Origin of the sequence: Nocardia salmonicida, assembly GCF_036142455.1 — a bacterium.
GTDB lineage: Bacteria > Actinomycetota > Actinomycetes > Mycobacteriales > Mycobacteriaceae > Nocardia > Nocardia salmonicida.
Genome location: NZ_CP108014.1, coordinates 5,580,706 through 5,603,892 on the forward strand (window position 1 = coordinate 5,580,706; position 23,187 = coordinate 5,603,892).

Consider the following 23,187-nt stretch of genomic DNA (forward strand, 5'->3'; position numbering starts at 1 on the left):
CCAGCCAGAATGGCCGTCTGACCTTGCGGTCGCCCTATCGATTCCTGATCGCGCCGCAACGCGGCAGAATGGGGCGGTGGCTGAACTTTCGCTCACCGCCCGGCTCAACCCCTCCGCAGCCGATGCCCGCCGCGGGGTGGTGCGCTTGCACCCCGAGACGCTCACCGCGCTCGGTCTGCGCGAATGGGACGGCATCGCCCTGATCGGCGCGCGCAGGACCGCGGCGGTGGTGGCGAAGGCGCCCGCGGACAGTCCGCCGGGAGTGGCCCTGCTCGATGACGTGACGCTGTCGAACGTGGGGTTGCGGGAGAGCGCGGCGGTGACGGTGGCCCCGGTGACGGTCTTCGGCGCCAGACAGATCTCGTTGAGCGGCTCGGCGCACGCGATGGCCAGCATCGCGGCGGCCACGCTGCGCCAGGCGCTGCTCGGCAAGGTGGTGACCGTGGGTGACACGGTGTCGCTGCTACCGCGCGATCTCGGACCCGACATCAGTTCCTCGGCGGCCACGCAGGCGCTCTCGCGTGCCTTCGGCATCGCCTGGACCACCGAGCTGCTCACCGTCACGGCGATCGAGCCGATGCCGGGACCGGTGAGCGTGCAAACGAATTCGGCCGTCGGTTGGGGTGCGGGCGCGGCCGCGATCCAGCACACCCTGGAACGCGACGGCGACCCTCGGCAGGGTTCGGGAAACAGGTCCGACGCGCCTGGGCAGCAATGGCTCCCGGAGTCTGATCAGCAAGAACCCGCCGCCGCGAAGGTGAGTTCGGGGAGCACGCCGGTCCAGATCGAGGACCTCGCAGGAGTGCAGAGCCAGGCGGCCAAGCTGGCCGAATGGCTGAGCTTGGCGCTCGACGAGCCCGAGTTGCTCAAGACCCTCGGCGCACCGGCGCACCTCGGCGTGCTCATCACCGGTCCGGCCGGCGGCGGCAAGGCCACCTTCGCCAAAGCTGTTGCCGCACCACGTCGCATCGTCGAACTCGACGGCCCGAGCGTCGGCGCGACCGAGAGCGGCACCCGGCTGCGTGAGGTCGCCGAGGCGGTGGCCGATGTCGCCACCGGACAGGGCGGCGTGCTGCTGATCACCGATATCGACGCCCTGCTACCCGCCGAGGCCGAGCCCGTCGCCACGCTCATTCTCGACCAACTGCGGGCCGCGGTGCGCGCGCCGTGCGTTGCCCTGCTGGCCACCACCGCCCATCCGACACAGGTGGATTCGCGGCTACGGGCACCGGACCTGTGTGACCGCGAACTGGCACTGCCGCTGCCGACCGCGGCGATTCGGCGGGCACTGCTCGAACAGCTGCTACGCAAGGTACCCGCGGGAGAACTCGATCTCGAGGCGATCTCCGCGCGCACACCGGGTTTCGTGGTGGCCGACCTGACCGCACTGTGCCGGGAAGCGGCGGTCCGCGCGGCGGGCCGGGCCAGCCGCGAACACACCGAACCGGCACTCATCCAGGACGACCTGATCGGCGCGCTCGAGGTGATCCGCCCGCTGTCTCGTTCGGGGACAGAGGAATTGGCGATCGGATCGCTCGACCTCGACGACGTCGGCGACATGGTCGAAACCAAGCAGGCACTCACCGAAACGGTGCTGTGGCCACTACGCCACCCCGACTCGTTCGCCCGCCTCGGCGTCGAACCGCCGCGCGGCGTCCTGCTCTACGGGCCACCCGGCTGCGGCAAGACCTTCCTCGTGCGGGCACTGGCAGGTACCGGCCAGCTCAGCGTGCACTCGGTGAAAGGCGCTGAGCTGATGGACAAGTGGGTCGGCTCCTCGGAACGGGCGGTGCGCGAACTGTTCCAACGGGCCCGCGACTCGGCGCCGTCGCTGATCTTCCTCGACGAGGTCGACGCACTCGCGCCTCGCCGCGGCCAGAGCAGCGACTCCGGGGTGTCGGACCGGGTGGTCGCCGCCCTGCTCACCGAACTCGACGGTGTCGAACCCCTGCGCGATGTGGTGGTGGTCGGCGCGACCAACCGCCCCGAGTTGATCGACCCCGCACTGCTGCGGCCGGGCCGACTCGACCGCCTCGTCTTCGTCCCACCGCCGGACGGCCCGGCCCGACTCGAGATCCTGCGCACGGCGGGCCGCTCGGTTCCGCTCGCCGAGGACGTCGACCTGGCCGGTCTGGCAGAAGACCTCGACGGGTACTCCGCTGCCGACTGCGCCGCGCTGCTGCGCGAAGCGGCGCTGTCGGCCCTTCGCCGCGATATGGCCGCGGCCGACGTCACCGCCGAGGACGTCGCCCGCGCCCGCAGCACCGTGCGGCCCTCACTCGATCCCGCTCAGGTCGAGTCGCTGCGCCGCTATGCCGAGAGCAGGACCTGACCGAGCCCACACCGCGCCGACGGCGACGTCCCAGCTAGATGGGGTTTTCGGCGAGTATCGTCAAGCTGTGCCCAAAGTCGGGGATGGTGTAGATGCGGTCACGGCGTTCGCGGGCGCCGCGGTCGCGGGCATGGCGCTGTTCGTGCCGTTCACCTCCCGCACCAGCACTGCGATCGACACGCCGTATCAGGTCGCCAGCATGGCCAACAGCGTGCCGAGGGCGGCGGCGCTCGGGCTGATCGTCGCCGTCGTCGTGGCCGTGCTGATCCGCCCGGCCAACCGGCCGGGGCTCGTCTGGCTCATCGCCACCTGCTGCACCGCGGCGTTGGGGATCAATTACTTCGTCGGCCATACCATGACCTCGGCCGAGATACTCACCACCCAGAACTATGTGAACGCGCTCGTCGGCGGCGTGATCTTCGGCGCCCTGTGCCTGTGTTCGCTACAGCTGCGCTGGGCCGCGCTCGGTTTCGCGCTCGGCTCGGTGACGGTATTCGTGTACGGCGAGGTGATCGCGCTGGTCACCTCGAACATGTTGTCGACGACGGACCGGGGTGTACACAGTCCGTCAGGACTGATCATCGTCGCCGTCGTCTTGCTCGCGGTGAACACCGTCCGGCATCGGCGCAGCATCAGGTCGCCCATAGTGCCGCCACTCACCGCCGATGTGCCGATCGGTCCGATCGTGTCCGTGACGGTTCTGGCGCTGTCGGTGCTGCTCGCTACCGAACGGCTCCAGCACGCGTTCGACGGGCAGCGTGCAAATGCCTGGTACATCGCACTGGCGGTCGCGATCACGATCGGCGCCGCGTTCGTCGCGGCCCTGCTGCTGCCCGGCCGCGACGGTACGGCTGTGCTGCTCTCGGTCAGTCTTGCCGCCGCGGGCGACTCGCTCTTCGACGCCGACCGGATCGGCTGGTCCCTCGCGCTCATCCTCGTCGCAGGGACGGCGGGCATCCTGACGGGCAGGCGCTGGGCGACGCCGTGGGCCGTCCTGCTCGGCGCCGCCGCGCTCGCCGCGTTCACCACGTTCGCCGAACGCCTGCCGTGGTTGTTCGCCTGGACGGTCGGCGTGGTGGCACTGGCCGGTGTCGTCGGATACGCCTTCGGCTCGATCCGGATCAGCTACGGGCCGAGCGCCGTCCTCGGGCTCGGCGCGCTGTACCTGCCGTCGATCCTGTGGTCGATTCCCACCCGCCTCCGGAATTGGCAGAGCGGCCCGGACCCGATGGCGGAAGCCGCGGCGGGCCGCACCGCGCTGGCCATCACGATCGGCGCCGCGGCCGCCTTGGCGCTGCTGTACCGAATCCGGTCCGGCACGCCGGCGCCGACGGTCAAGCCATAGCAGTACCCCCCGCGACATGGCCGACGCGACATCCTCGGTGCCGCCGTACACACCGTCGACGCCCGTAGGATCGGGGCGCGCTACTCGACCGCTACCTACCCGACGGAGGGGGAGTTGCTAGCCGTTCTGCTCGTTCACGCACTGGCCGCCCTGCTGGCCCCGCTGTGTGTGCGAGTGCTGGGCCGCAACGCTTTCTATCTGCTGGCACTGGTCCCGCTGGGCAGCCTCGGCTGGGTGATCGCGCACTGGGGAGACACCGTGCGCACGCAGGTGCAGTGGGCGCCGCAGATCTCGATGAACATCGACCTGCGTTTCGATTCCCTCGCCGCGGTGATGTGCACGCTGGTGCTCGGCATCGGCGCGTTGATCCTGGCCTACTGCGGTCGCTACTTCGAGCGTGACGAAGCCCGGCTCGGGGTGTTCGCGGCCGAGCTGACCGGATTCGCGGGTGCCATGTTCGGGCTGGTCACCAGCGACAACATGTTGCTGCTGTACGTGTTCTGGGAAATCACGACGGTGCTGTCGTTCCTGCTCGTCGGCCACTACGCCGAGCGTTCGGTCAGCCGAAGGGCCGCGATCCAGGCGCTGCTGGTGACGGGTGCGGGCGGGCTGGCGATGCTGGTCGGGATCGTGATTCTCGGGCTCCGCTACGACAGTTTCCTGCTCTCGGATGTGCTCGCGGCCGGCGCTGTTCCGTCGGGGAGCGCGGTGTCGGTGGCGATCGGCCTGGTACTGCTCGGGGCGATCAGCAAATCGGCGATCGTGCCGCTGCACTTCTGGTTGCCCGGTGCGATGGCGGCCCCGACGCCGGTGAGCGCGTACCTGCACGCCGCCGCGATGGTGAAAGCCGGTATCTACCTGGTGGCCCGGCTTGCGCCCGCGCTCGCGCAGACACCGCCGTGGCATCTGATGCTCCTGCCGCTCGGCATCATCACGATGCTGCTCGCCGGGTGGCGGGCGATCCAGGTGCACGATCTGAAGCTGGTGCTCGCGTTCGGCACCGTCAGCCAACTGGGTCTGATGATCACGATGGTCGGTATCGGCACCCCCGACGCGGCGCTGGCGGGGCTCACGCTGCTGGTGGCGCACGCGCTGTTCAAGGCGTGCCTGTTCATGGTGGTCGGCATCATCGACCACGGCGCGGGCACCAGAGATCTGCGCCGACTGTCCGGGCTGGGGCAGCGTGCGCCGGTGCTGTGCGCGATCGCGGTGCTCGCCGCACTCAGCATGGCCGGACTGCCACCGCTGCTCGGCTTCGTCGGCAAGGAGTCGGCGCTCGGCGCGCTGTGGTCGGCCGACGTGCTGAGCCCATCGGTGCGATTCGCCCTGCTGGCGGGAGTCACGGTCGGTTCGGCGTTCACCGTGGCCTACAGCATCCGATTCGTCTGGGGCGCCTTCGGAATCACCGCCAACCCCGAGCGTGAGGTCACCTGGCACGCGCCCGGACCGCTGCTGCTCGGTCCGCCCGCGGTGCTCGCGGTGGCCGGGCTGGCGGGCGGCCTCGATACCCAGGCCGTCGATCGATGGCTGAGCCCCTACGCCGAGTCGCTACCCGGCGTCCTCGACGCCCATCTCGCCCTCTGGCACAGCTTCACCGGACCGCTCGCGCTGACGGTGGTCATCGTCGCGGCCGGTGTCGCCCTGTTCCTGATCCGCGGCCGGATCGGTGAACCGGCACACCCGCGCCTCGGCAATGCCGACCGCAACTACGACGCGGCCCTGCGCGCGATGGACCGGCTTTCGTTGCGCATCACCGGAACTGTGCAGTCCGGTTCGCTGCCTGCCAGTCAGGCCACCATCCTCGGCACGCTCATCGTGCTGCCGACGGTCATGCTCGCCGTCGGTACACGCACGGGAGTGCAACTGCGACTGTGGGATTCACCGTTGCAGGCCGCGATCGGCGCGATCATGATCGCGATGGCGTTGGCCGCCACCGTTTTGCGCAACAGGTTGGCCAGCGTGCTCGTGGTCGGAGTAACCGGTTACGGCTGCGGCGTGATCTTCGCACTACACGGCGCACCCGATCTCGCGTTGACCCAATTCCTGGTCGAGACACTGACTTTGGTCGTCTTCGTTCTCGTGCTGCGGGCGTTCCCCGCGGAGATCGCCGAAAGCCAGGGCACGGCGTTCAAATTCCGCCGGGCGCTGCTGGCTATCGGCGTCGGCATCACCGTCCCCGTGCTCGCCGCGTTCGCCATCGCCGCCAGGCACGGTAACCCGATCTGGCAGGCCATCCCCGACGCGGCCTACCGGATGGGCGGCGGCAAGAACGCGGTCAACGTCCTGCTGGTCGACATCCGGGCCTGGGACACCCTCGGCGAGATCTCGGTGCTCGTCGTCGCCGCGACCGGCGTGGCGTCGCTGGTCTTCCGCAGCCGCCGATTCGGCAGCGCGCCGCGCGCCGTCGACTCACCGAACTACGACCCCGACGCGGTGAGCTGGTTGCCCGCGGCGCGCCTGCTCGACCGGCGCGACCGTTCGATGGTCCTGCAGATCACCACTCGCCTGGTCTTCCCCACCATCATGGTGCTGTCGGTGTACTTCTTCTTCTCCGGCCACAACGCGCCCGGCGGCGGCTTCGCCGGTGGCCTGGTCGCCGGGTTGGCCCTGACCCTGCGCTACCTCGCGGGCGGCCGATATGAACTGGGCGAAGCGCTTCCGGTCGACGCCGGACACCTGCTCGGCACGGGCCTCGCCCTCGCCGCGGGCACCGCCACCGCATCGCTGCTGCTCGGCGCACCCCCACTGTCCTCGGCGGTCATCGAGGTGACGCTGCCGCTGCTCGGCCACATCAAACTGGTCACCGCCCTGTTCTTCGACCTCGGCGTCTACCTGGTGGTCGTCGGGCTGGTGCTGGACGTGCTGCGCAGCCTCGGCGCCCGCCTGGACAAGGAGCTCGGATGACCGCGAACCTCGTTCTTCTCATCACGATCGGCGTGCTCACCGCGTGCGGCGTCTACCTGCTGCTCGAGCGGGTGGTGTCGAAGATGCTGCTCGGGATGATCCTGCTCGGCAACGCGGTGAACCTGCTGATCCTCACGATGGGCGGCCCGGACGGGGAACCACCGATCCTCGGCAGCCCCGACACCTCCCCCGACGGCATGGCCGATCCGCTCGCACAGGCGATGGTGCTCACCGCGATCGTGATCACCATGGGCCTGGCGGCTTTCGTCCTCGCGCTGGCCTATCGCGCCTACATGCTGACCACCACCGAAGACGTGACCAACGACCCCGAGGACGCCCAGGTCGCCGCCCGGCGCGAACGGGAGGATCCCGAACAGTGACCCTGTCCCAGGATCTGCTGCCCGCCATCGCCGCACTGCCCGTGCTGGTTCCGCTGCTCGCCGCCGCGGCCACCCTGGTGTTCGGCCGACGCCCGCGCCTGCAGGCGATGATCACGCTGACGGCGCTGTCGGTGGTGCTGGTGATCAGCGGGCTGCTGCTGTACCTCGCCGACCGCGACGGCACCACCGCCGTGCAGGTGGGCGGCTGGCCGACCCCGATCGGCATCACCCTCGTCGTCGACCGGCTCAGCGCCGCCATGCTGCTGGTCTCGGCCTTCGTGCTCCTCGTGGTGTCCATTTACGGTGCGGGACAGAATATCTCCGACGGTGACCAACACCAGCCGACCTCGATCTACCGTCCCACCTATCTGATTCTGACCGCGGGCGTGTCGACCGCGTTCCTGGCCGGTGACCTGTTCAACCTGTTCGTCGGCTTCGAGATCCTGCTCGTCGCCTCGTTCGTGCTGCTCACCGTCGGCGCCACCGAGGAACGCATCCGTACCGGCATCGCCTATGTGATGGTGTCGATGGTGTCGTCGCTGATCTTCCTGATCGGCATCGGCCTCACCTACGCGGCGACGGGCACCCTGAATCTCGCGCAACTGGCCCTGCGCCTGGAAGCGACACCCAGTGGCGTGCGCACCGCCTGCTACGCGGTGCTGCTGGTCGCGTTCGGGATCAAGGCGGCGGTGTTCCCGCTGTCGAGCTGGCTGCCCGACTCCTATCCCACCGCGCCGGCGCCGGTCACCGCGGTATTCGCGGGCCTGCTCACCAAAGTCGGTGTGTACGCGATCATCCGCACCCACACCCTCTGGTTCCCCGACGGCGCGTTCGACGACATCCTGCTGGTGTGCGGGCTGGCGACGATGCTCATCGGCGTCTTGGGCGCCATCGCGCAAACCGATATCCGACGACTGCTCTCGTTCACGCTGATCAGCCACATCGGCTACATGGTTTTCGGCATCGGCCTCGCCACCACCGCCGGGCTCACCGGCGCGGTGTTCTACGTGGCCCACCACATTCTGGTGCAGACCGCGCTGTTCCTCGCGGTCGGACTGATCGAACGCCAAGCCGGGTCGGTGTCGCTGCGACGGATCGGCGGCCTGGCGGCAGCGAGTCCGCTCCTCGGTGTGCTGTTCCTGCTCCCCGCCCTGAATCTGGGTGGTATCCCGCCGTTCTCGGGATTCATCGGCAAGGTCGCGCTCCTGGAAGCCGGCGCCGCCGACGGCAGCGTCCTGGCCTGGGTGCTGGTCGGAGGTTCGGTGGTCACGAGCCTGCTCACGCTCTACGCGGTGGCGCGGGTCTGGAGCAAAGCGTTCTGGCGACCACGCGAAGAGGCGCCGGAAGGCCATCTCACCGCGGCGAATCTGCCGACCCTGGTGGAGGATTCGACCGATGTGCACTACGAGGACCGCACCGATCCCGGCCGGATGCCGGTGCTGATGGTGCTGGCCACCGTCGGGCTCGTCAGCGCCGGGCTCGCGCTCACCGTGTTCGCCGGGCCGATCCTCGGCATCGCCGAACGTGCCGCCGTCGACTTGGACAACCCGTCGGTCTACATCGACTCGGTGCTCGGACCGGAGCAGCGATGAGCCGACTCGTCAACCGCGACAACGCCCTTCGCATCGGCGTACTGATCTGGCTCACCGCCGTCTGGGTCGCGCTCTGGGGGGATCTGAGCCTGGCAAACACCATCGCCGGTGTGGTGGTCGCGCTGATCGTGGTCTTCGCGCTGCCACTGCCTCTGGTCCCGGTGGCCGGGCGCTTCCATCCGCTCTCGTTCCTCGAATTGATCGCTGTCAGCGTCTATTACTCGCTCGAATCGAGCCTGCAGGTGGCCTGGTTCGCGCTGCGGCCCAGCGGGCCGCCGGTTTCGGGCGTGCTGCGCGTGCATCTGGGCATCCAGTCCGATCTGGTGCTGGTGATGTGCACCGACCTGCTCAACCTGATCCCCGGCACCATGGTCCTCGAACTCGATCGTCACCGCTGCGTGGTCTACGTCCATGTGCTCGATGTGGGCAGCGACGAAGCGGTCGCGAAGTTCTACCGCACCACCCGACGTCTGGAACATCTGATGATCAAGGCCTTCGAACGACCGAGTGAACGCCGCCGCGTCGACCCCCCACCGGAGGTATAACCATGACCGTCGTCGCGATTGTCGCCGCCATCCTGCTCACCGCCGCGGCGGTGATCACCAGCTACCGCGTACTCGCGGGCCCGAGCACCCTCGACCGGGTGGTCGGCATCGACTCGCTGATGGCCATCGCCGCCTCCGGACTCGCGGTCTGGGCCGCCTACAGCGACGACACCACGGTGATCCCGGCGATCGTGGCGCTCGCGCTCGTCGGTTTCCTCGGCTCGTCCGCGGTCACCCGATTCCGGGTCAGGGACGACCGATGAGCGGGTGGGAATGGGTATCGGCGGTCCTGATCCTGACCGGCTGCGCGCTCGCGTTCACCGCGTCGATCGGCATCGTCCGCTTCCCCGACACGCTCACCCGCATGCACGCGGCCACCAAACCGCAGGTGGTCGGCCTCCTGCTGGTGCTCGTCGGCACCGGCATCGACATCCGCGACGACATCAATGTCTGGATGCTCGTCCTCACGGGCTTGTTCACGATCATCACGGCCCCGGTCGTCGCCCATCTCATCGGCCGCACCGCCTACCGAGAACAGCGTCACCGCGACGGGTTGTTCTAGACGGCGGGCGTGGCGATGCGTTCGATGGCAGGTTCGGGGGCGGTGGCGAACCAGGTGTTATGGAAGGCGATGGCCACCGCGGCCAACAGCCCGATGACGATCGCGCCCGCGGCCACCGGATACTCCGCCATCGGTACCGCCAGATAGCGGTAGGACAGCAGCAGCGCCGCGAACACCGCCGTGCCGAAGCCGACCAGCCGGATGCGGAACGCGCCCCAGCCCCGCTCTGGCGCGCGCAGCGCCGACTCGACGGTCAGGCACAGCACCGCGCCCGCCACCAGGTCGACGCCGTAGTGATAGCCGAACCCCAGCGTCGCGGTCACCGTGGCGGCCAGCCAGAACGCCCCGCCCCAGCGCATCCAGATCGGCGCGCGGGATCCGTCGACATCGCGGCGGGTGTGGATGAACAGCGACAGTGCCCACGCGGTGTGCATCGAGGGCATGCAGTTGCGCGGGGTGAATTCGTCGAACGGCAGCGCGGCCGGGTTCGAGTCGAGCGGGGGCAGCGCGGTGGGCCAGAAGTTACCCACCTGGAAGCCGTGCCCGTCGGCCCCGAACGCGAACATCGGCCCGACTATCGGGAACAGCACATAGAACAGCGGCCCGACCAGACCGAGCACCAGGAAGGTGCGTACCAGATAGTGGCTCGGCCACTGTCCGGTCGTGACCACCTTGCGCAGCTGCCACACCGCCACCGCGATCGCGGCCACCGGCAGTTCGATGTAGACCCAGTGCAGCACCGCGTACACCTCGGGCCCGAGCACATCCAGCACCCGCCCGACAACCCACGACGGATCACCGAGCGCGTGATCGGCGAGCAGCGCGTACTCGTCGAGCACGGTCGGCCGCAACGCCGAAGTCAGGTGCAACCACACATCGCCGACCTTGGTGGCCAGCACCAGCAGCGCACCGAGCGCCACGGCCTTCAACGCGTCACCGCGCTCACGACCCCGCCAGCGCACCGCCGCGACGACCGCCAGCGCGGCCAGCACGATCGTCGGCCCGTTGCCGACGGTGAACGGCTTGCCGTCGATGAGTCGCAGCGCGACCCACACCGCATCGATCCCGATCGCGGCGGCCAGCGCCATCACCCGGCGGCGCGTGGAGATCCCGACAAGTGCGAGCACGAGCCCGGCCCACGGCACCGACATCGACTTGGGCGTCCCGACGAAGTCACGGGCCAGGCTGGCCAGCGGACCGTCGAACCCGTTGACCGAGGCGACGATCTGCAGTCCGACCAGCAGCGCGAGCACCGCGACGACGGCGACAACGGCGCGTGTGCGTGGTTCACGCAGACGAGAACCGAGGGTGGCACCCCCCGAGACGGCGCGCGGATGTTCGACAAGCATCCAGACATCGTAAACGGCGGGTTAACGCCGACTCCCCGCGCAGCTGAACGCTACTGATCCAGCTCGCGCACCAGCGCGTCGACGACCGCGACCATATCGCCCTGTGTCTGCGCGGCGACCCGGCGTTGCCGCTGGTAGGAGGCGCCGTGGCGGAGAATGTCGGCCACGGCGGCCAGCTCGTCGGCACAGCCGAGACGCTTCGCGGTCGGCTCGAGCCGGGTGAGCAGGTCCATCAGATCGTCGGTGACCAAACGCTCATTGCTGGCGTCGTCGACGATCACGATCGCGTCGAGCCCGTAGCGCGCGGCCCGCCACTTGTTCTCCTGCACGTGCCATGGCGGCAGCGTCGGCAGGTCCTCCCCGTTTTCGAGGCGCTGGTCCAGGTCGACGATCAGGCAGTGGATCAGCGCGGCCACCGAAGCCAGTTCTGCCCGGCTGGACAGTCCGTCGCACACCCGCACCTCGATGGTGCCCCACTTGGGCGCGGGCCGGATGTCCCAGTGCATGCCGCCGAGTTGTTCGAACACGCCGGTTTTCATCTGGTCGTGGACGAAACCTTCGAACTGACGCCAGTTCTCGAACTGGAACGGCAGCCCGGCGGTCGGCAACTGCTGGAACATCAGCGCCCGGTTGCTCGCGTACCCGGTGTCGTCCCCGGACCACATGGGCGAGGACGCCGACAGCGCCAGCAGATGCGGATACGACAGCAGCAGCGAGTTCAGGATCGGAAAGACCTTGTCCCGGTGCGAAACTCCCACATGCACGTGCACGCCCCAGATGAGCATCTGGCGGCCCCACCACTGGGTGCGTTCGATCAGCTCGTCGTAATGCGGTGAGCGCGTGAGCTGTTGGGTCGACCACTGAGCGAAGGGGTGGGTGCCCGCGCAGAACAGGTCGACACCGAGTGGATCGGCCGCGCGCCGCACCGCGTTCATGGTGCCGTGCAGGTCTTCTACCGCACCGCCGACCGTGTCGTGCACCCCGGTCACCAATTCGACTGTGTTGCGGAGCAATTCCTTGGTGACCTGCTGCGTGCCGTCGTGCGCGCGCAGGTCACCGACCGCGTCGAACACCGTCGAGGCGGTGTTGGACAGATCACGCGTCACCTTGTCGACGAGCGCGATCTCCCACTCGATGCCGATCGTCGGCCGGGGCGAACCGCGAAACGAAACCGACTCGAATGCCCCAGCCATGGGTGCGCCTCGCTAACCGACGACGCCGCACGCCACCCGGGCGCCCGCATCACCGGTGTTCAGGGTGGTCTCGTCCGGGCCGGTGCCACCCTCGCGCGTGTAGCGCGGGGGGATGTTGCCGAAGTTGTCGGCGCCGCCGTGGATGATCAGGGCCTTGCCCTTGACGTTGTCGAGGGTGACCGTGTCGGTCCGGGTGACCAGCTTCGCGGAGCCGTCGGCGCCGACCTGCAGCGAGGTGAGGTCACCGCTGGCCGGGTGCGCGGTGGCGCCGCCGACCTGCAGATGCCCGCCTGCCGAGGCGAAGTCGCCCTCGCAGGTGCCGTTCTGGTGGAAGTGCAGACCGTGGAAGCCCGGCGTCAGGCCGCGCGCCTCGACGGTGACGACCAGGTGGCCACCCTCCTGCACGATGGTCGCGGTGCCGACCTCGGCGCCCGCACCGTTCTTGAGCGGGGCCTTCAGGCCGCCTGGCGCGCTACCGTGATCGTCGCTGTGGCCGGGGGCCGCGGTCGCCGACGATGCGGCGTGACCGCCACCGTGGCCTTCGCTTTCACCCGCGGGCGCCGACGAGCTGGTCCACACCGGCGGCGTGGTGCCCTTGACGTCACTCGACTCCTGGCTGTTGGTGCAGGCTGCGAGCCCGAGCGCGGCGACCGCGAGCACCGGGGTCACAATGCGCCAGGACGGGCGACGAGTTGTCGACGTGGCCATCAGGAGACTCCTTATCGGACTGGGGCTATACCGCTCAAGATGATGCCACAGCGGCGACACGGCCTACGGCACCGCGTGCCGCGCCTTGTTCAGCGACCGGTCAGCACGACGACGACACCCGGTGAGGTGTCGCCCGTTTTGGGTGCGACCGTTCCGCCGACCTGCTCGGCGATCGCGGTGGCCGCGGCCTTGTCGCCCGTGCCGCCGCCGTAGTACACGGTGGTGGTGGTGAGGTTCGCGCCGCTGTAGTTGCCGGTGCTCACGTTGGTCCAGCCCGCGGTGGTCAGCTCGCTCGCGGTGCGCGCCGCCAGGCCTGCGACGAGGCTGTTGTTCAGCACCCGCACCGGCACAGCCTGATCCGCCGCACCCGCCGCGGGAGTCGTGCTCGCGGTCGTGGTCGTCGGTGCGACGGTGCTCGTCGTGGTCGAGGCGGCCGCGCTGGTGGTGGTCGGCGCGGGCTTGGTGGTGGCCGGCGCCTGCGCGACCGCGCTGGAGGTGGTGGTCTCGGTCTCCGTATCCGAGGCCTGGGCATCGGAGTTCGACAGCGACATCGCACCCAGACCGGCGAAGACGATGGCCAGCGCGATCAACACCATCGCCAGCGCGCGCAACGGCGGGCCGCCGGGAGTGGGGTTCGGGTTGCTCACCCGCCCAACCCTAGCCGCAACGGCGGGTGTGTGGCCCTCATGTCAGACCTGGAAACCGAGTTTGCGAGCGGCACGCGACTTCTGCCTGCTCGCCCGCAGCCTGCGCAGCCGCTTGACCAGCATCGGATCGGCCGCCAGCGCTGCCTCGGAGTCGACGATCGCATTGAGCACCTGGTAGTACCGGGTGGCCGACATGGCGAACAGTTCGCGGATCGCGTCTTCCTTGGCGCCCGCGTATTTCCACCATTTGCGCTCGAAGTCCAGGATGTCGAGTTCGCGGCGACTCAGACCGGTGCTCTCATCGGCCGCCGAATCCTGTTCGCCCGCAGTGGGGCCGTCGGAGATCCCGGAGACATCCCGAGCTGCTGCGCCGTCCATCGTGCTCCCTCGCCGAGTATCACGAGATGGGTGAATACCGTCGTCATTCAACCATGGGTTCCCCCGATCCTTCGACCCATGTCACGGCGTGTTGACTGAAGGCCAGTAGGGGTGGCGCGGCCCACAGGGGTCCGCGGATCATCGGCCCACCCGAGCGGCGATAATGGCGAGCATGGCAATTCTCCCGATCGTGATCGTCGGTGACCCCGTTCTCCACAACCCCACCGCGAAGGTGACGGAGACCCCCGCGGAGCTGGCCGAGCTCATCGCGGATATGTACGACACTCTCGAAGAGTCCAAGGGTGTCGGCCTCGCGGCCAATCAGGTCGGCGTCGGCAAGCGCCTGTTCGTCTACGACTGCCCCGACTTCGACGCCACCGGCAACCCCGTTCGCCGCAAGGGCACGGTGGTGAACCCGGTGCTGGAGACCTCCGCGATCCCCGAGACCATGCCCGACCCCGATGACGACGAGGAAGGCTGCCTGTCGGTACCCGGCGAGCAGTTCCCGACCGGTCGCGCGGACTGGGCGAAGGTCACCGGAACCGACGAGAACGGCGAGCCGGTCGAACTAGAGGGCACCGGCTTCTTCGCGCGCATGCTGCAGCACGAGGTGGGTCACCTCGACGGTTTCCTCTACGTCGACGTGCTGATCGGGCGCAATGCCCGCGCCGCCAAGAAAGCGATCAAGCGAAACGGCTGGGGCACACCGGGTCTGAGCTGGATCCCGGGAACCGTTCCTGATCCGTTCGGTCATGACGACTGACATTCCGCTCGGGCGGCGGGTAGTGATGCGGTATCAGCTGCCCGCGGGTTATCCCCAACCGCTCACAGATGTGATCGGCGAGCTGGTGTCGCTGGAGCCGCCGGCGGTGCGCACCGCCGACGGTGAGCTGGTGTCGGTGTCCGCCGATCGCGTAGTCGCGTTGAAGGCACTGGGGCCCCGGCCTATTCGCACCAAGGAGATCCGGTCGCTGGAGACCGCGGCGGCCATGGCCTGGCCGGGCAGCGCTCACCTGTGGATCGACGGCTGGCTGGTGCGAGCGGGTAACGGCTACACCGGGCGAGCGAATTCGGCTGTCCCGCTGGGTGAGTCGGGAATACCCGCGGTGTTGTCGATCGACACCATGCACAAGATCGCGGACTGGTACACGAGTCAGGGGTTGCCGCTGCTGCTGCAACTGCCCGACCGGCTCGCGCCTGTCCCGCCGACCTGGAACACCTGGAGCGAGACCGTGGTACTCGGTCTCGACATCGCGAATTTCGTCCTGCCGCAAGGCCCGTCGATGGTCCGGATCACCGATGAGCCCGAGGACAGCTGGCTGCGGACACACCGCTACCGCGGCGAGATCCCCCTCGACCCCGCCGTGCGCGAACCGGACCGGGCCGTGCTCACCTCGGTCCTGGACGGCACCCTCGGCTTCGCCTCACTCGGCCTGCCCGAGCCCCTGGCCATCGGCCGCGGCGCGGTGACCACCGCCCCCGACGGCCGACGCTGGGTCGGCCTCACCTGTGTGGCCGTTGCGACCGCGCACCGCCGCAACGGACTCGGCGCGCTGCTGTGCGCCGAACTGATCCGGTGGGGTGCCGAGCAGGGCGCGAGCCACGCCTACGTCCAGGTAGAGGTGGGAAACTCCGGCGCGCTCGCCCTCTACCGCGAACTCGGCTTCATCGAACACCACGCCTATCGCTACGCCGCCCCCCAGAGTCATTAGTCTCGAAAGGACCGTCACTTCCGTGCGTCTCGCCACTTGGAACGTCAACTCGATCCGCTCCCGCGTCGATCGGGCGATCGCCTTCCTGGACCGCCACGACATCGACGTGCTGGCGTTGCAGGAGACCAAGTGCCGTGACGATCAGTTCCCCTTCGAGCAGTTCGAGGCCGCGGGGTACGAGGTGGCGCACGTGGGGCTCAATCAGTGGAACGGGGTCGCGATCGTGTCGCGGGTCGGGCTCACCGATGTCGAGCTCGCCTTCCCCGATCAGCCCGGCTTCGACAAGGACGCCGGCGATTCGCTGATCGAATCGCCGGTGGTCGAGGCGCGTGCGCTCGGCGCGACCTGCGGCGGGGTGCGGGTGTGGAGTCTCTACGTCCCCAACGGCCGCACGCTCGCCGACCCGCACTACACCTACAAGCTGAACTGGCTCTCGACCCTGCACGCGAAGGCGTCGGGTTGGCTGGCCGAGAACCCACAGGCCGAGATCGCGCTGGTCGGCGACTGGAATATCGCCCCCACCGACGACGATGTCTGGGCGCCGGAGCTGTTCGTGGGCAAGACCCATACCTCCGCCCCCGAGCGCGAGGCGTTCCAGTCCATGCTCGATCTCGGCTTCCGCGATGTGATGCGCCCGTTCGCCCCCGGCCCCGGCGTCTACACCTATTGGGACTACACCCAGCTGCGTTTCCCCCGCAAGGAAGGCATGCGCATCGATTTCATCCTCGCCTCCCCCGCCCTCGCCGACCGGATCAAGGACGCCTCGGTGGACCGCGAGGAACGCAAGGGCAAGGGTGCCAGCGACCACGCACCGGTGATCGCCGAATTCTGACGGACCCGCCGAGCGTTCTCGGTTACGTTGGAGGTAGAAGTTTCAGCCTGCAACGTAGCGGGAGGTGCGCTTTTATGTCGTTCTATCGTCGGGTCGGGTCGGTGCCACCGAAGCGGCATACACAGCATCGGGATGAGCGCGGCAACCTCTACTACGAAGAGCTGATGGGCGAGGAGGGGTTCTCCGGGGACTCCTCGCTGCTGTATCACCGTGGTCTACCGCCCGCCATCGTCGACGCGACCGTCTGGGAACTGCCCGACCAGACATTGACGCCGAATCATCCACTGCACCATCGACATCTGCGACTACCGCTGCTGTTCCCCGGCGATACTGCCACGACGGTCGACCCGGTGACCGGACGCAGGTTACTGCTGGCCAATGCCGATGTGCGGATCTCGTACGTGGTCGCCAAGGGTGCGTCACCGCTGTATCGCAATGCCATCGGCGACGAGCTGGTGTACGTGGAATCCGGTGCGGCCGTGGTGGAGAGCGTGTTCGGAATCCTGCCGGTACACCAGGGCGATCAGGTACTCATGCCGCGGTCGACCACCCATCGCTGGCTGCCGATGGGCGAGGAACCGTTGCGCGCGTATGTGATCGAGGCATCGAGCCACATCACCCCGCCCAAACGCTATCTCTCGAAATTCGGCCAGCTGCTGGAGAATGCCCCGTATTGCGAGCGGGACCTGCACGGACCACTCGAATTGCTGCTCGTCGGCGACACCGACGTGGAGGTGCTGGTCAAACATCGTGCGGGCAACGAGGTGATCGGCACCAAGATGACCTACGCGAGGCATCCGTTCGATGTCGTCGGCTGGGACGGTTGTCTATATCCGTACACCTTCAATATCGCCGATTTCGAACCGCTGACCGGCCGCGTACATCAGCCACCGCCGGTGCATCAGGCCTTCGAGGCCACCAATTTCGTCATCTGCAATTTCGTACCGCGCAAGGTCGACTATCACCCACTGTCGATTCCGGTGCCGTACTACCACTCGAATGTGGATTCCGACGAGATCATGTTCTATTGCGGCGGAAACTACGAGGCACGCAAGGGTTCCGGCATCACCCAGGGGTCGGTGTCGGTGCATCCGGGCGGCTATGCGCACGGCCCACAACCCGGCGCCTATGAACGCAGCATCGGAGCGGAGTTCTTCGATGAACTGGCGGTGATGGTGGATACGTTCCGGCCGCTGCAACTCGGCGAGGGCGCACTGGCCTGCGAAGATCCGGCGTACGCGTGGACCTGGTCGGGTCGTGGGCCGGGGCTCGGATGAGCGTGCTGCGCGTGGAGGTCCCCGACGATTCCCTGTTCGGGGCGGAGAACATGCCCTACGGCGTTTTCGCACCGCCCGGCGGCGGGTTCCGGGTCGGGGCCCGATTGGGCGATTCCGTCCTCGATCTGGCCGCGCTGCTGGGCGATTCGGTGTTCGCCCGTTCCGACATGAATACCTTTCTCGCACAGGGTCATCACCGGTGGCGCGAAGTCCGCGACAGGCTGCGCGAACTCGCCGACACCGCGCTGCCGGTGGATGCGGTCCATTCTGTGTCCTCGGTACGGATGGCGTTGCCGGTGCGGATCGGCGATTACGTCGACTTCTACGCCAGCATCGACCACGCCACCAACCTCGGCAGGCTCTTCCGCCCGGACAGTGAACCGCTGCTACCGAATTGGCGACACCTACCGGTGGGCTACCACGGCAGGGCGGGCACCGTCGTCGTCTCGGATACACCCGTCATCAGGCCGCGCGGCCAACGCCGCACAGCTTCCGGCACACCTGATTTCGGACCGTCCGAGCGCCTGGATATCGAGGCCGAATTGGGCTTCGTCGTCGGTACCGGCTCCACGCTCGGCGCACCGGTCACCGTCGACGAGTTCACCGAGCACGTCTTCGGCGTCGCCCTGGTCAACGACTGGTCGGCCCGCGATATCCAGGCCTGGGAATACCAGCCGCTCGGCCCGTTCCTCGGCAAGTCGTTCAGCACCTCGATGTCGGCCTGGATCACCCCCCTTTCCGCGCTGACGCGGGCACGGGTGCCGCTCCCCGCACAGGATCCCGAGCCGCTGCCGTACCTGCGCGGCGCCGACGACTACGGCCTCGATATCGATCTCACGGTCGCCTGGAACGGCGAAGTCGTAGCGCGCCCGCCCTATTCGCGCATGTACTGGTCCCCCGCTCAGATGCTGGCCCACCTCTCCGCCAACGGCGCCTCGATCCGCCCCGGTGACCTCTACGCCTCCGGCACGATTTCCGGACCGGAGCCGTCGCAACGCGGGTCCTTCATCGAATTGTCCTGGGGTGGAACCCAATCCATTACCGTGAACGATCAGGCACGTACGTTCCTGGCCGACGGTGACCAGGTGACGATCACCGCCACCGCGCCGGGCACCGAGGGGCGGCGAATCGGCCTCGGCGAAGTCGGTGGCCGAATCCTGCCCACGTCCGGCTAGCCCCAGCGGAGCTGTCGCGCGTCCACCCTGGGGCGGAGATGATACTCGACACACCTCCACCCCGAGGCGGTATCGGGCGGAATCGATCGGGGATACGGTGACGGTTCGAACGTTTCCGAACAGAGGGCACCGACGATGTTGACGAGAATCGCCCGCACCGCCGTTGCCCGACCACGGTTGGTGGTCGCGGTCGCAGTGCTACTGATGGTGTTGTGTGGCGCGATCGGCGCCACGGTGCACTCGCACATGAAATCGGGCGGGTTCGTCACCGCCGATCTCGATTCCGTGCAGGCCAGCCAATACCTGAGCGAGCACTTCCCCGGTAGCGAGCCCAACTACGTCCTCGACGTCTCCACCGAGGACGTCGCGAACTCCGCCGCCGCGCGCGAGGCCGCCGACCGTGTGATCGCGGTACTGCGCAGCCACCCCGAGGTGAGCGGGGTGCAGTCGTATTGGACCGCGCGCCCCGATCTCGAACAGGCCATGCTCAGCAAAGATCACAACCACGCGCTGATCCTGGCGAGCATCGAGGGCGACGACGCCGAACTGCCCATTCGGGCCGCGAAGCTGACCGAAGAACTCCAGGTCGACAGCGGTCCGGTCACGATCAAGGCCGGTGGGCTCGCCGCCTCCTTCGCCGATATCAACACCCAGATCAGCAAGGATCTGATCATCGCCGAGGCGATCGCGATCCCGATCACCGGTCTGCTGCTGGCACTGGTGTTCGGCAGCCTCATGGCCGCCGCACTGCCGGTGGCGATCGGACTGTTCGCCATCGCGGCCTCGCTGGGCATTCTGCGCGTGCTGACTGCCCTCACCGACGTGTCGATCTTCGCGCTGAACATGACCACCGCGCTCGGACTGGCGTTGGCGATCGACTACAGCCTGTTCATCGTCAGCCGGTATCGCGAGGAATTGACCGGGGGCGCGACCCCGATCGCGGCGGTGACCCGCGCGATCCAGACCGCCGGTCGCACGGTCGTGTACTCGGCGCTGGTCGTCGCGCTGTCGCTGTCGGCGCTGCTGGTGTTCCCGCAGTACTTCTTCAAGTCCTTCGCCTACGCGGGCATCGCCGTGGTCGCGGCCGCGGCGGCGGCCGCGGTGATCGTGCTGCCCGCCCTGCTCATCCTGGTCGGCGATCGCATCGACGCGGGCGACCTGCGCGCACCGATGCGCCGACTGTTCCGGCTGGCTCCGGGCACGGAGAAGGCGCCGCGTCAGACGTTTTGGTATGGCCTGGTCGTCGGCGTGATGAAGCGGCCGATGTCGATCGCGCTGGCCACCACCGCGTTCCTGCTGCTGCTCGGCTCGCCGTTCCTGGGCGTCCAGTTCGGCTATCCCGACGACCGGTCGCTGCCCACCGAGGTCGCCAGTCGTGAGGTGGGCGACATCCTTCGCACCGAATTCGCTGCCGATCTCGCGTCGAGCGCGACCATCGTGCTGCCCGAATTCCGTGGCAGCACAGCCGAACTCGAGACCTACGCCCGCGACCTGTCCAAGGTGCCCGACGTACCGGCCGTCCTCAGCAGCGCGGCGGTGTATCGCAACGGCCTGCGGGTGGCGGCGGGCGTGCCGGAGATGACCGACCCCCAGCACGGTGCCTACCTGTCGGTGGCCACCACGCTCGATCCCTACTCCGACGCGGGCGGCGCCCAGCTCGACACCCTGCGCACCGTGCCCGCCCCGTCGAAAGCCCTGATCACCGGCCCGGCCGCGCTGAACCAGGACTCGGTCAACGCGATCACGGGCAAACTGCCGCTGGCAGGCGCGCTGATCGCGCTCACCACGCTGGTGCTGCTGTTCCTGTTCACCGGCAGCGTGGTGCTGCCGGTGAAGGCGCTGATCCTCAACATCCTGTCGCTGGCGGCGACCTTCGGTGCGATGGTGTGGATCTTCCAGGAAGGCCACCTGTCGGGGCTGCTCGGCTTCACCGCCACCGGCACCCTCAACCTGGCCATGCCCATCCTCATGTTCAGCCTGGCCTTCGGCGCGTCCATGGACTACGAGGTCTTCCTGCTGTCGCGGATTCGCGAGGAATGGCTGGCCGGGCCCAAGACCACCGAGGGCAATACCGAGGCCGTCGCGATGGGCGTGGCCCGCACCGGGCGCATCTTCACCGCCGCCGCGGTACTGATGAGCATCGTGTTCCTCGGCGTCGCCAGCTCGGGTGTGTCGATGATGAAACTGTTCGGCCTCGGTTGCGCGCTCGCGGTGATCAGCGACGCGACGGTGATCCGTGGCCTGCTCGCCCCCGCGCTCATGCGGATGATGGGCACCTGGAACTGGTGGTCGCCGAAGCCGCTCGTGGTGCTGCACAACAAGTTCGGGCTCCATGAGGCCGAGGACAGCACGCACGACGCGCCGAAGCAGCTCGACTCGGCGTCGGTGTAGCGAGCCTCGCGCGCGACCCGTCCGGCTGTCCCCGGGCGGGTCGCGATCCCCGGCGGGTAACGTCGGCGGGGCAATTCACACCAACGGGGGCTCGCACCAGCGGGCTGAGAGGATGGCTAGCCCATATCGGGCGTTCAGGGCCGTCGACCGTATGAACCTGACCGGGTAATGCCGGCGTAGGGAGGAAATACCGTGGGCTCGAACACGTCTTCTGACAGGACGGTCGACACCGTCACCACCGGTCCGATCCAGGGCAGCGTCAAGCACTACCAGGAGGTAGACGGCCTGCGCATCCCGGTTCGTCGCATCAACCTCACCAACGGAGACAGCTTCGATGTCTTCGACACTTCAGGCCCGTACACCGACGACAACGCGGTGATCGACCTCGATGCCGGCCTGCCGAAACTGCGCGACGAATGGGACACCCCCTCCGTCGACGGCCCGCCGACCCAGCTCGCCTGGGCTCGCCAGGGCATCATCACCCCCGAGATGCGGTTCATCGCCGCCCGCGAGGGTGTCTCGCCCGAGCTGGTGCGTGACGAGGTCGCCCTCGGTCGCGCGGTGATCCCGGCCAACCACAACCACCCGGAGCTGGAGCCGACCATCATCGGCAAGAAGTTCCTGGTCAAGATCAATGCCAATATCGGCAACTCGGCGGTGTCGTCGTCGATCGCCGAAGAGGTCGAGAAGATGGTGTGGGCCGCGCGCTGGGGCGCCGACACCATCATGGACCTGTCCACCGGCAAGAACATCCACGAGACCCGCGAGTGGATCCTGCGCAACTCCCCGGTCCCGATCGGCACCGTTCCGATCTATCAGGCGCTGGAGAAGGTGAACGGCGATCCCACCAAGCTCACCTGGGAGATGTACCGCGACACCGTGATCGAGCAGTGCGAGCAGGGCGTCGACTACATGACCGTGCACGCGGGCGTGCTGCTGCGCTACATCCCGCTCACCGCCAAGCGCGTCACCGGCATCGTCTCGCGCGGTGGATCCATCATGGCCGCTTGGTGTTTGGCGCATCACCAGGAATCGTTCCTGTACACGCACTTCCGTGAGCTGTGCGAGATCCTGGCGAAGTACGACGTGACCTTCTCTCTCGGAGACGGCCTGCGTCCCGGCTCCATCGCCGACGCCAACGACGAGGCACAGTTCGCCGAACTCCGGACCCTCGGCGAGCTCACCAAGATCGCGAAATCCTATGGCGTGCAGGTGATGATCGAAGGCCCCGGCCACGTGCCGATGCACAAGATCGTCGAGAACGTGAAGCTAGAGGAAGAGCTCTGCGAAGAGGCGCCGTTCTACACCCTCGGCCCGTTGGCCACCGATATCGCGCCCGCCTACGACCACATCACCTCGGCCATCGGCGCCGCGATCATCGCCCAGGCGGGCACCGCGATGCTCTGCTACGTCACGCCCAAGGAGCACCTCGGCCTGCCCAATCGCGACGACGTCAAGGTCGGCGTGATCACCTACAAGATCGCCGCCCACGCCGCCGACCTCGCCAAGGGGCACCCGCACGCCCAGGACCGCGACAACGAATTGTCCAAGGCCCGTTTCGAATTCCGCTGGCACGACCAGTTCGCGCTGTCGCTCGATCCCGACACCGCCCGCGAGTACCACGACGAGACGATGCCCGCCGAGCCAGCCAAGACCGCCCACTTCTGCTCGATGTGCGGTCCGAAGTTCTGCTCGATGCGCATCTCCGCCGACGTACGCGAGTACGCGGAGAAGCAGGGGCTCACCGATGTGGCCGCGATCGAGGCGGGCATGGCCGAGAAGTCCGCCGAGTTCGCCGACCAGGGCAGCAAGGTGTACCTCCCGGTCGTCTCCTGACCACTGCTCCACCACCGCCGACGCCCGTC

The 23,187-nt window shown here is 68.1% G+C and carries 20 protein-coding genes; 15 read left to right on the plus strand and 5 right to left on the minus strand.

Annotated features, from left to right (window positions below; genetic code table 11):
• Positions 1-76: 76 nt before the first annotated feature.
• The 8 genes from OHS03_RS26140 (at position 77) to mnhG (ending at position 9,660) form a co-directional block, all read left to right on the plus strand.
• Entirely contained in the window at positions 77-2,332 is a 2,256-nt protein-coding gene (locus tag OHS03_RS26140; RefSeq protein WP_328657735.1) for an AAA family ATPase, read from the plus strand.
• A 67-nt stretch (positions 2,333-2,399) separates the two neighbouring features.
• A complete protein-coding gene (locus tag OHS03_RS26145) occupies positions 2,400-3,677 on the plus strand; it encodes a hypothetical protein (RefSeq protein WP_328657737.1) in 1,278 nt (425 codons plus the stop codon).
• 114 nt (positions 3,678-3,791) lie between these two features.
• Positions 3,792-6,581 carry a Na+/H+ antiporter subunit A gene (locus OHS03_RS26150; RefSeq protein WP_328657739.1) on the plus strand — a complete coding sequence of 930 codons (2,790 nt, stop codon included), beginning with the start codon at positions 3,792-3,794 and terminating at the stop codon, positions 6,579-6,581.
• A complete protein-coding gene (locus tag OHS03_RS26155) occupies positions 6,578-6,961 on the plus strand; it encodes a Na(+)/H(+) antiporter subunit C (RefSeq protein WP_056814834.1) in 384 nt (127 codons plus the stop codon). The genes OHS03_RS26150 and OHS03_RS26155 overlap by 4 nt, the downstream gene beginning before the upstream one ends.
• The gene (locus OHS03_RS26160) at positions 6,958-8,553 is read left to right on the plus strand and encodes a Na+/H+ antiporter subunit D (protein ID WP_062986222.1); all 1,596 of its coding nucleotides are present in this window, start codon (positions 6,958-6,960) and stop codon (positions 8,551-8,553) included. Before OHS03_RS26155 ends, OHS03_RS26160 begins: the two co-directional genes overlap by 4 nt.
• Positions 8,550-9,098: a Na+/H+ antiporter subunit E gene (locus OHS03_RS26165; RefSeq protein ID WP_328657741.1), complete on the plus strand. Its 549-nt coding sequence runs from the start codon at positions 8,550-8,552 to the stop codon at positions 9,096-9,098. Before OHS03_RS26160 ends, OHS03_RS26165 begins: the two co-directional genes overlap by 4 nt.
• 2 nt (positions 9,099-9,100) lie before the next feature.
• A complete protein-coding gene (locus tag OHS03_RS26170; RefSeq protein WP_062986213.1) occupies positions 9,101-9,361 on the plus strand; it encodes a monovalent cation/H+ antiporter complex subunit F in 261 nt (86 codons plus the stop codon).
• Positions 9,358-9,660 carry a monovalent cation/H(+) antiporter subunit G gene (mnhG, locus tag OHS03_RS26175; protein ID WP_056814841.1) on the plus strand — a complete coding sequence of 101 codons (303 nt, stop codon included), beginning with the start codon at positions 9,358-9,360 and terminating at the stop codon, positions 9,658-9,660. The genes OHS03_RS26170 and mnhG overlap by 4 nt, the downstream gene beginning before the upstream one ends.
• Here the strand turns inward: mnhG and OHS03_RS26180 are convergent.
• The 5 genes from OHS03_RS26180 to napA form a co-directional block, all read right to left on the minus strand.
• The gene (locus OHS03_RS26180; RefSeq protein WP_328657742.1) at positions 9,657-11,009 is read right to left on the minus strand and encodes a phosphatase PAP2 family protein; all 1,353 of its coding nucleotides are present in this window, start codon (positions 11,007-11,009) and stop codon (positions 9,657-9,659) included. The two genes, mnhG and OHS03_RS26180, sit on opposite strands and share 4 nt — an antisense overlap.
• A 50-nt stretch (positions 11,010-11,059) precedes the next feature.
• The gene (locus tag OHS03_RS26185) at positions 11,060-12,202 is read right to left on the minus strand and encodes a glutamate--cysteine ligase (protein WP_328657744.1); all 1,143 of its coding nucleotides are present in this window, start codon (positions 12,200-12,202) and stop codon (positions 11,060-11,062) included.
• A gap of 12 nt (positions 12,203-12,214) precedes the next feature.
• Positions 12,215-12,910 (minus strand): superoxide dismutase[Cu-Zn], encoded by a 696-nt coding sequence (gene sodC, locus OHS03_RS26190; protein WP_056814846.1) that lies wholly within the window; start codon positions 12,908-12,910, stop codon positions 12,215-12,217.
• A gap of 89 nt (positions 12,911-12,999) precedes the next feature.
• Positions 13,000-13,557, minus strand: coding sequence for a LytR C-terminal domain-containing protein (locus OHS03_RS26195; protein ID WP_328657746.1), 558 nt, complete (start codon positions 13,555-13,557; stop codon positions 13,000-13,002).
• 42 nt (positions 13,558-13,599) lie between these two features.
• Complete coding sequence (napA, locus tag OHS03_RS26200; protein WP_062986205.1) at positions 13,600-13,935, minus strand: nucleoid-associated protein NapA; 336 nt, start codon at positions 13,933-13,935, stop codon at positions 13,600-13,602.
• A 172-nt stretch (positions 13,936-14,107) separates the two neighbouring features.
• Between napA and OHS03_RS26205 the strand changes: the two genes are divergently transcribed.
• The 7 genes from OHS03_RS26205 (at position 14,108) to thiC (ending at position 23,158) form a co-directional block, all read left to right on the plus strand.
• Positions 14,108-14,698, plus strand: coding sequence for a peptide deformylase (locus OHS03_RS26205; protein WP_056816275.1), 591 nt, complete (start codon positions 14,108-14,110; stop codon positions 14,696-14,698).
• Positions 14,688-15,647, plus strand: coding sequence for an N-acetylglutamate synthase, CG3035 family (locus OHS03_RS26210; protein ID WP_328657748.1), 960 nt, complete (start codon positions 14,688-14,690; stop codon positions 15,645-15,647). The genes OHS03_RS26205 and OHS03_RS26210 overlap by 11 nt, the downstream gene beginning before the upstream one ends.
• Before the next feature lie 22 nt (positions 15,648-15,669).
• A complete protein-coding gene (locus OHS03_RS26215; RefSeq protein WP_328657751.1) occupies positions 15,670-16,479 on the plus strand; it encodes an exodeoxyribonuclease III in 810 nt (269 codons plus the stop codon).
• A 74-nt stretch (positions 16,480-16,553) separates the two neighbouring features.
• Positions 16,554-17,756: a homogentisate 1,2-dioxygenase gene (locus OHS03_RS26220; protein WP_328657753.1), complete on the plus strand. Its 1,203-nt coding sequence runs from the start codon at positions 16,554-16,556 to the stop codon at positions 17,754-17,756.
• A complete protein-coding gene (gene fahA, locus OHS03_RS26225) occupies positions 17,753-18,931 on the plus strand; it encodes a fumarylacetoacetase (RefSeq protein ID WP_328657755.1) in 1,179 nt (392 codons plus the stop codon). Before OHS03_RS26220 ends, fahA begins: the two co-directional genes overlap by 4 nt.
• 135 nt (positions 18,932-19,066) lie before the next feature.
• Positions 19,067-21,322 (plus strand): MMPL family transporter, encoded by a 2,256-nt coding sequence (locus tag OHS03_RS26230; protein ID WP_328657756.1) that lies wholly within the window; start codon positions 19,067-19,069, stop codon positions 21,320-21,322.
• A 192-nt stretch (positions 21,323-21,514) separates the two neighbouring features.
• Positions 21,515-23,158 (plus strand): phosphomethylpyrimidine synthase ThiC, encoded by a 1,644-nt coding sequence (thiC, locus tag OHS03_RS26235; protein ID WP_328657757.1) that lies wholly within the window; start codon positions 21,515-21,517, stop codon positions 23,156-23,158.
• Positions 23,159-23,187: the final 29 nt, after the last annotated feature.

What these genes read in the sequence shown, in the direction of transcription:
- OHS03_RS26155 (WP_056814834.1), top strand. Translation starts at nt 6,578, where the DNA reads ATGACCGCGAACCTCGTTCTTCTCATCACGATCGGCGTGCTCACCGCG.
- OHS03_RS26165 (WP_328657741.1), top strand. Translation starts at nt 8,550, where the DNA reads ATGAGCCGACTCGTCAACCGCGACAACGCCCTTCGCATCGGCGTACTG.
- OHS03_RS26170 (WP_062986213.1), top strand. Translation starts at nt 9,101, where the DNA reads ATGACCGTCGTCGCGATTGTCGCCGCCATCCTGCTCACCGCCGCGGCG.
- mnhG (WP_056814841.1), top strand. Translation starts at nt 9,358, where the DNA reads ATGAGCGGGTGGGAATGGGTATCGGCGGTCCTGATCCTGACCGGCTGC.
- OHS03_RS26180 (WP_328657742.1), bottom strand. Translation starts at nt 11,009, where the DNA reads ATGCTTGTCGAACATCCGCGCGCCGTCTCGGGGGGTGCCACCCTCGGT.
- OHS03_RS26185 (WP_328657744.1), bottom strand. Translation starts at nt 12,202, where the DNA reads ATGGCTGGGGCATTCGAGTCGGTTTCGTTTCGCGGTTCGCCCCGGCCG.
- sodC (WP_056814846.1), bottom strand. Translation starts at nt 12,910, where the DNA reads ATGGCCACGTCGACAACTCGTCGCCCGTCCTGGCGCATTGTGACCCCG.
- napA (WP_062986205.1), bottom strand. Translation starts at nt 13,935, where the DNA reads ATGGACGGCGCAGCAGCTCGGGATGTCTCCGGGATCTCCGACGGCCCC.
- OHS03_RS26205 (WP_056816275.1), top strand. Translation starts at nt 14,108, where the DNA reads ATGGCAATTCTCCCGATCGTGATCGTCGGTGACCCCGTTCTCCACAAC.
- OHS03_RS26210 (WP_328657748.1), top strand. Translation starts at nt 14,688, where the DNA reads ATGACGACTGACATTCCGCTCGGGCGGCGGGTAGTGATGCGGTATCAG.
- OHS03_RS26220 (WP_328657753.1), top strand. Translation starts at nt 16,554, where the DNA reads ATGTCGTTCTATCGTCGGGTCGGGTCGGTGCCACCGAAGCGGCATACA.
- fahA (WP_328657755.1), top strand. Translation starts at nt 17,753, where the DNA reads ATGAGCGTGCTGCGCGTGGAGGTCCCCGACGATTCCCTGTTCGGGGCG.
- OHS03_RS26230 (WP_328657756.1), top strand. Translation starts at nt 19,067, where the DNA reads ATGTTGACGAGAATCGCCCGCACCGCCGTTGCCCGACCACGGTTGGTG.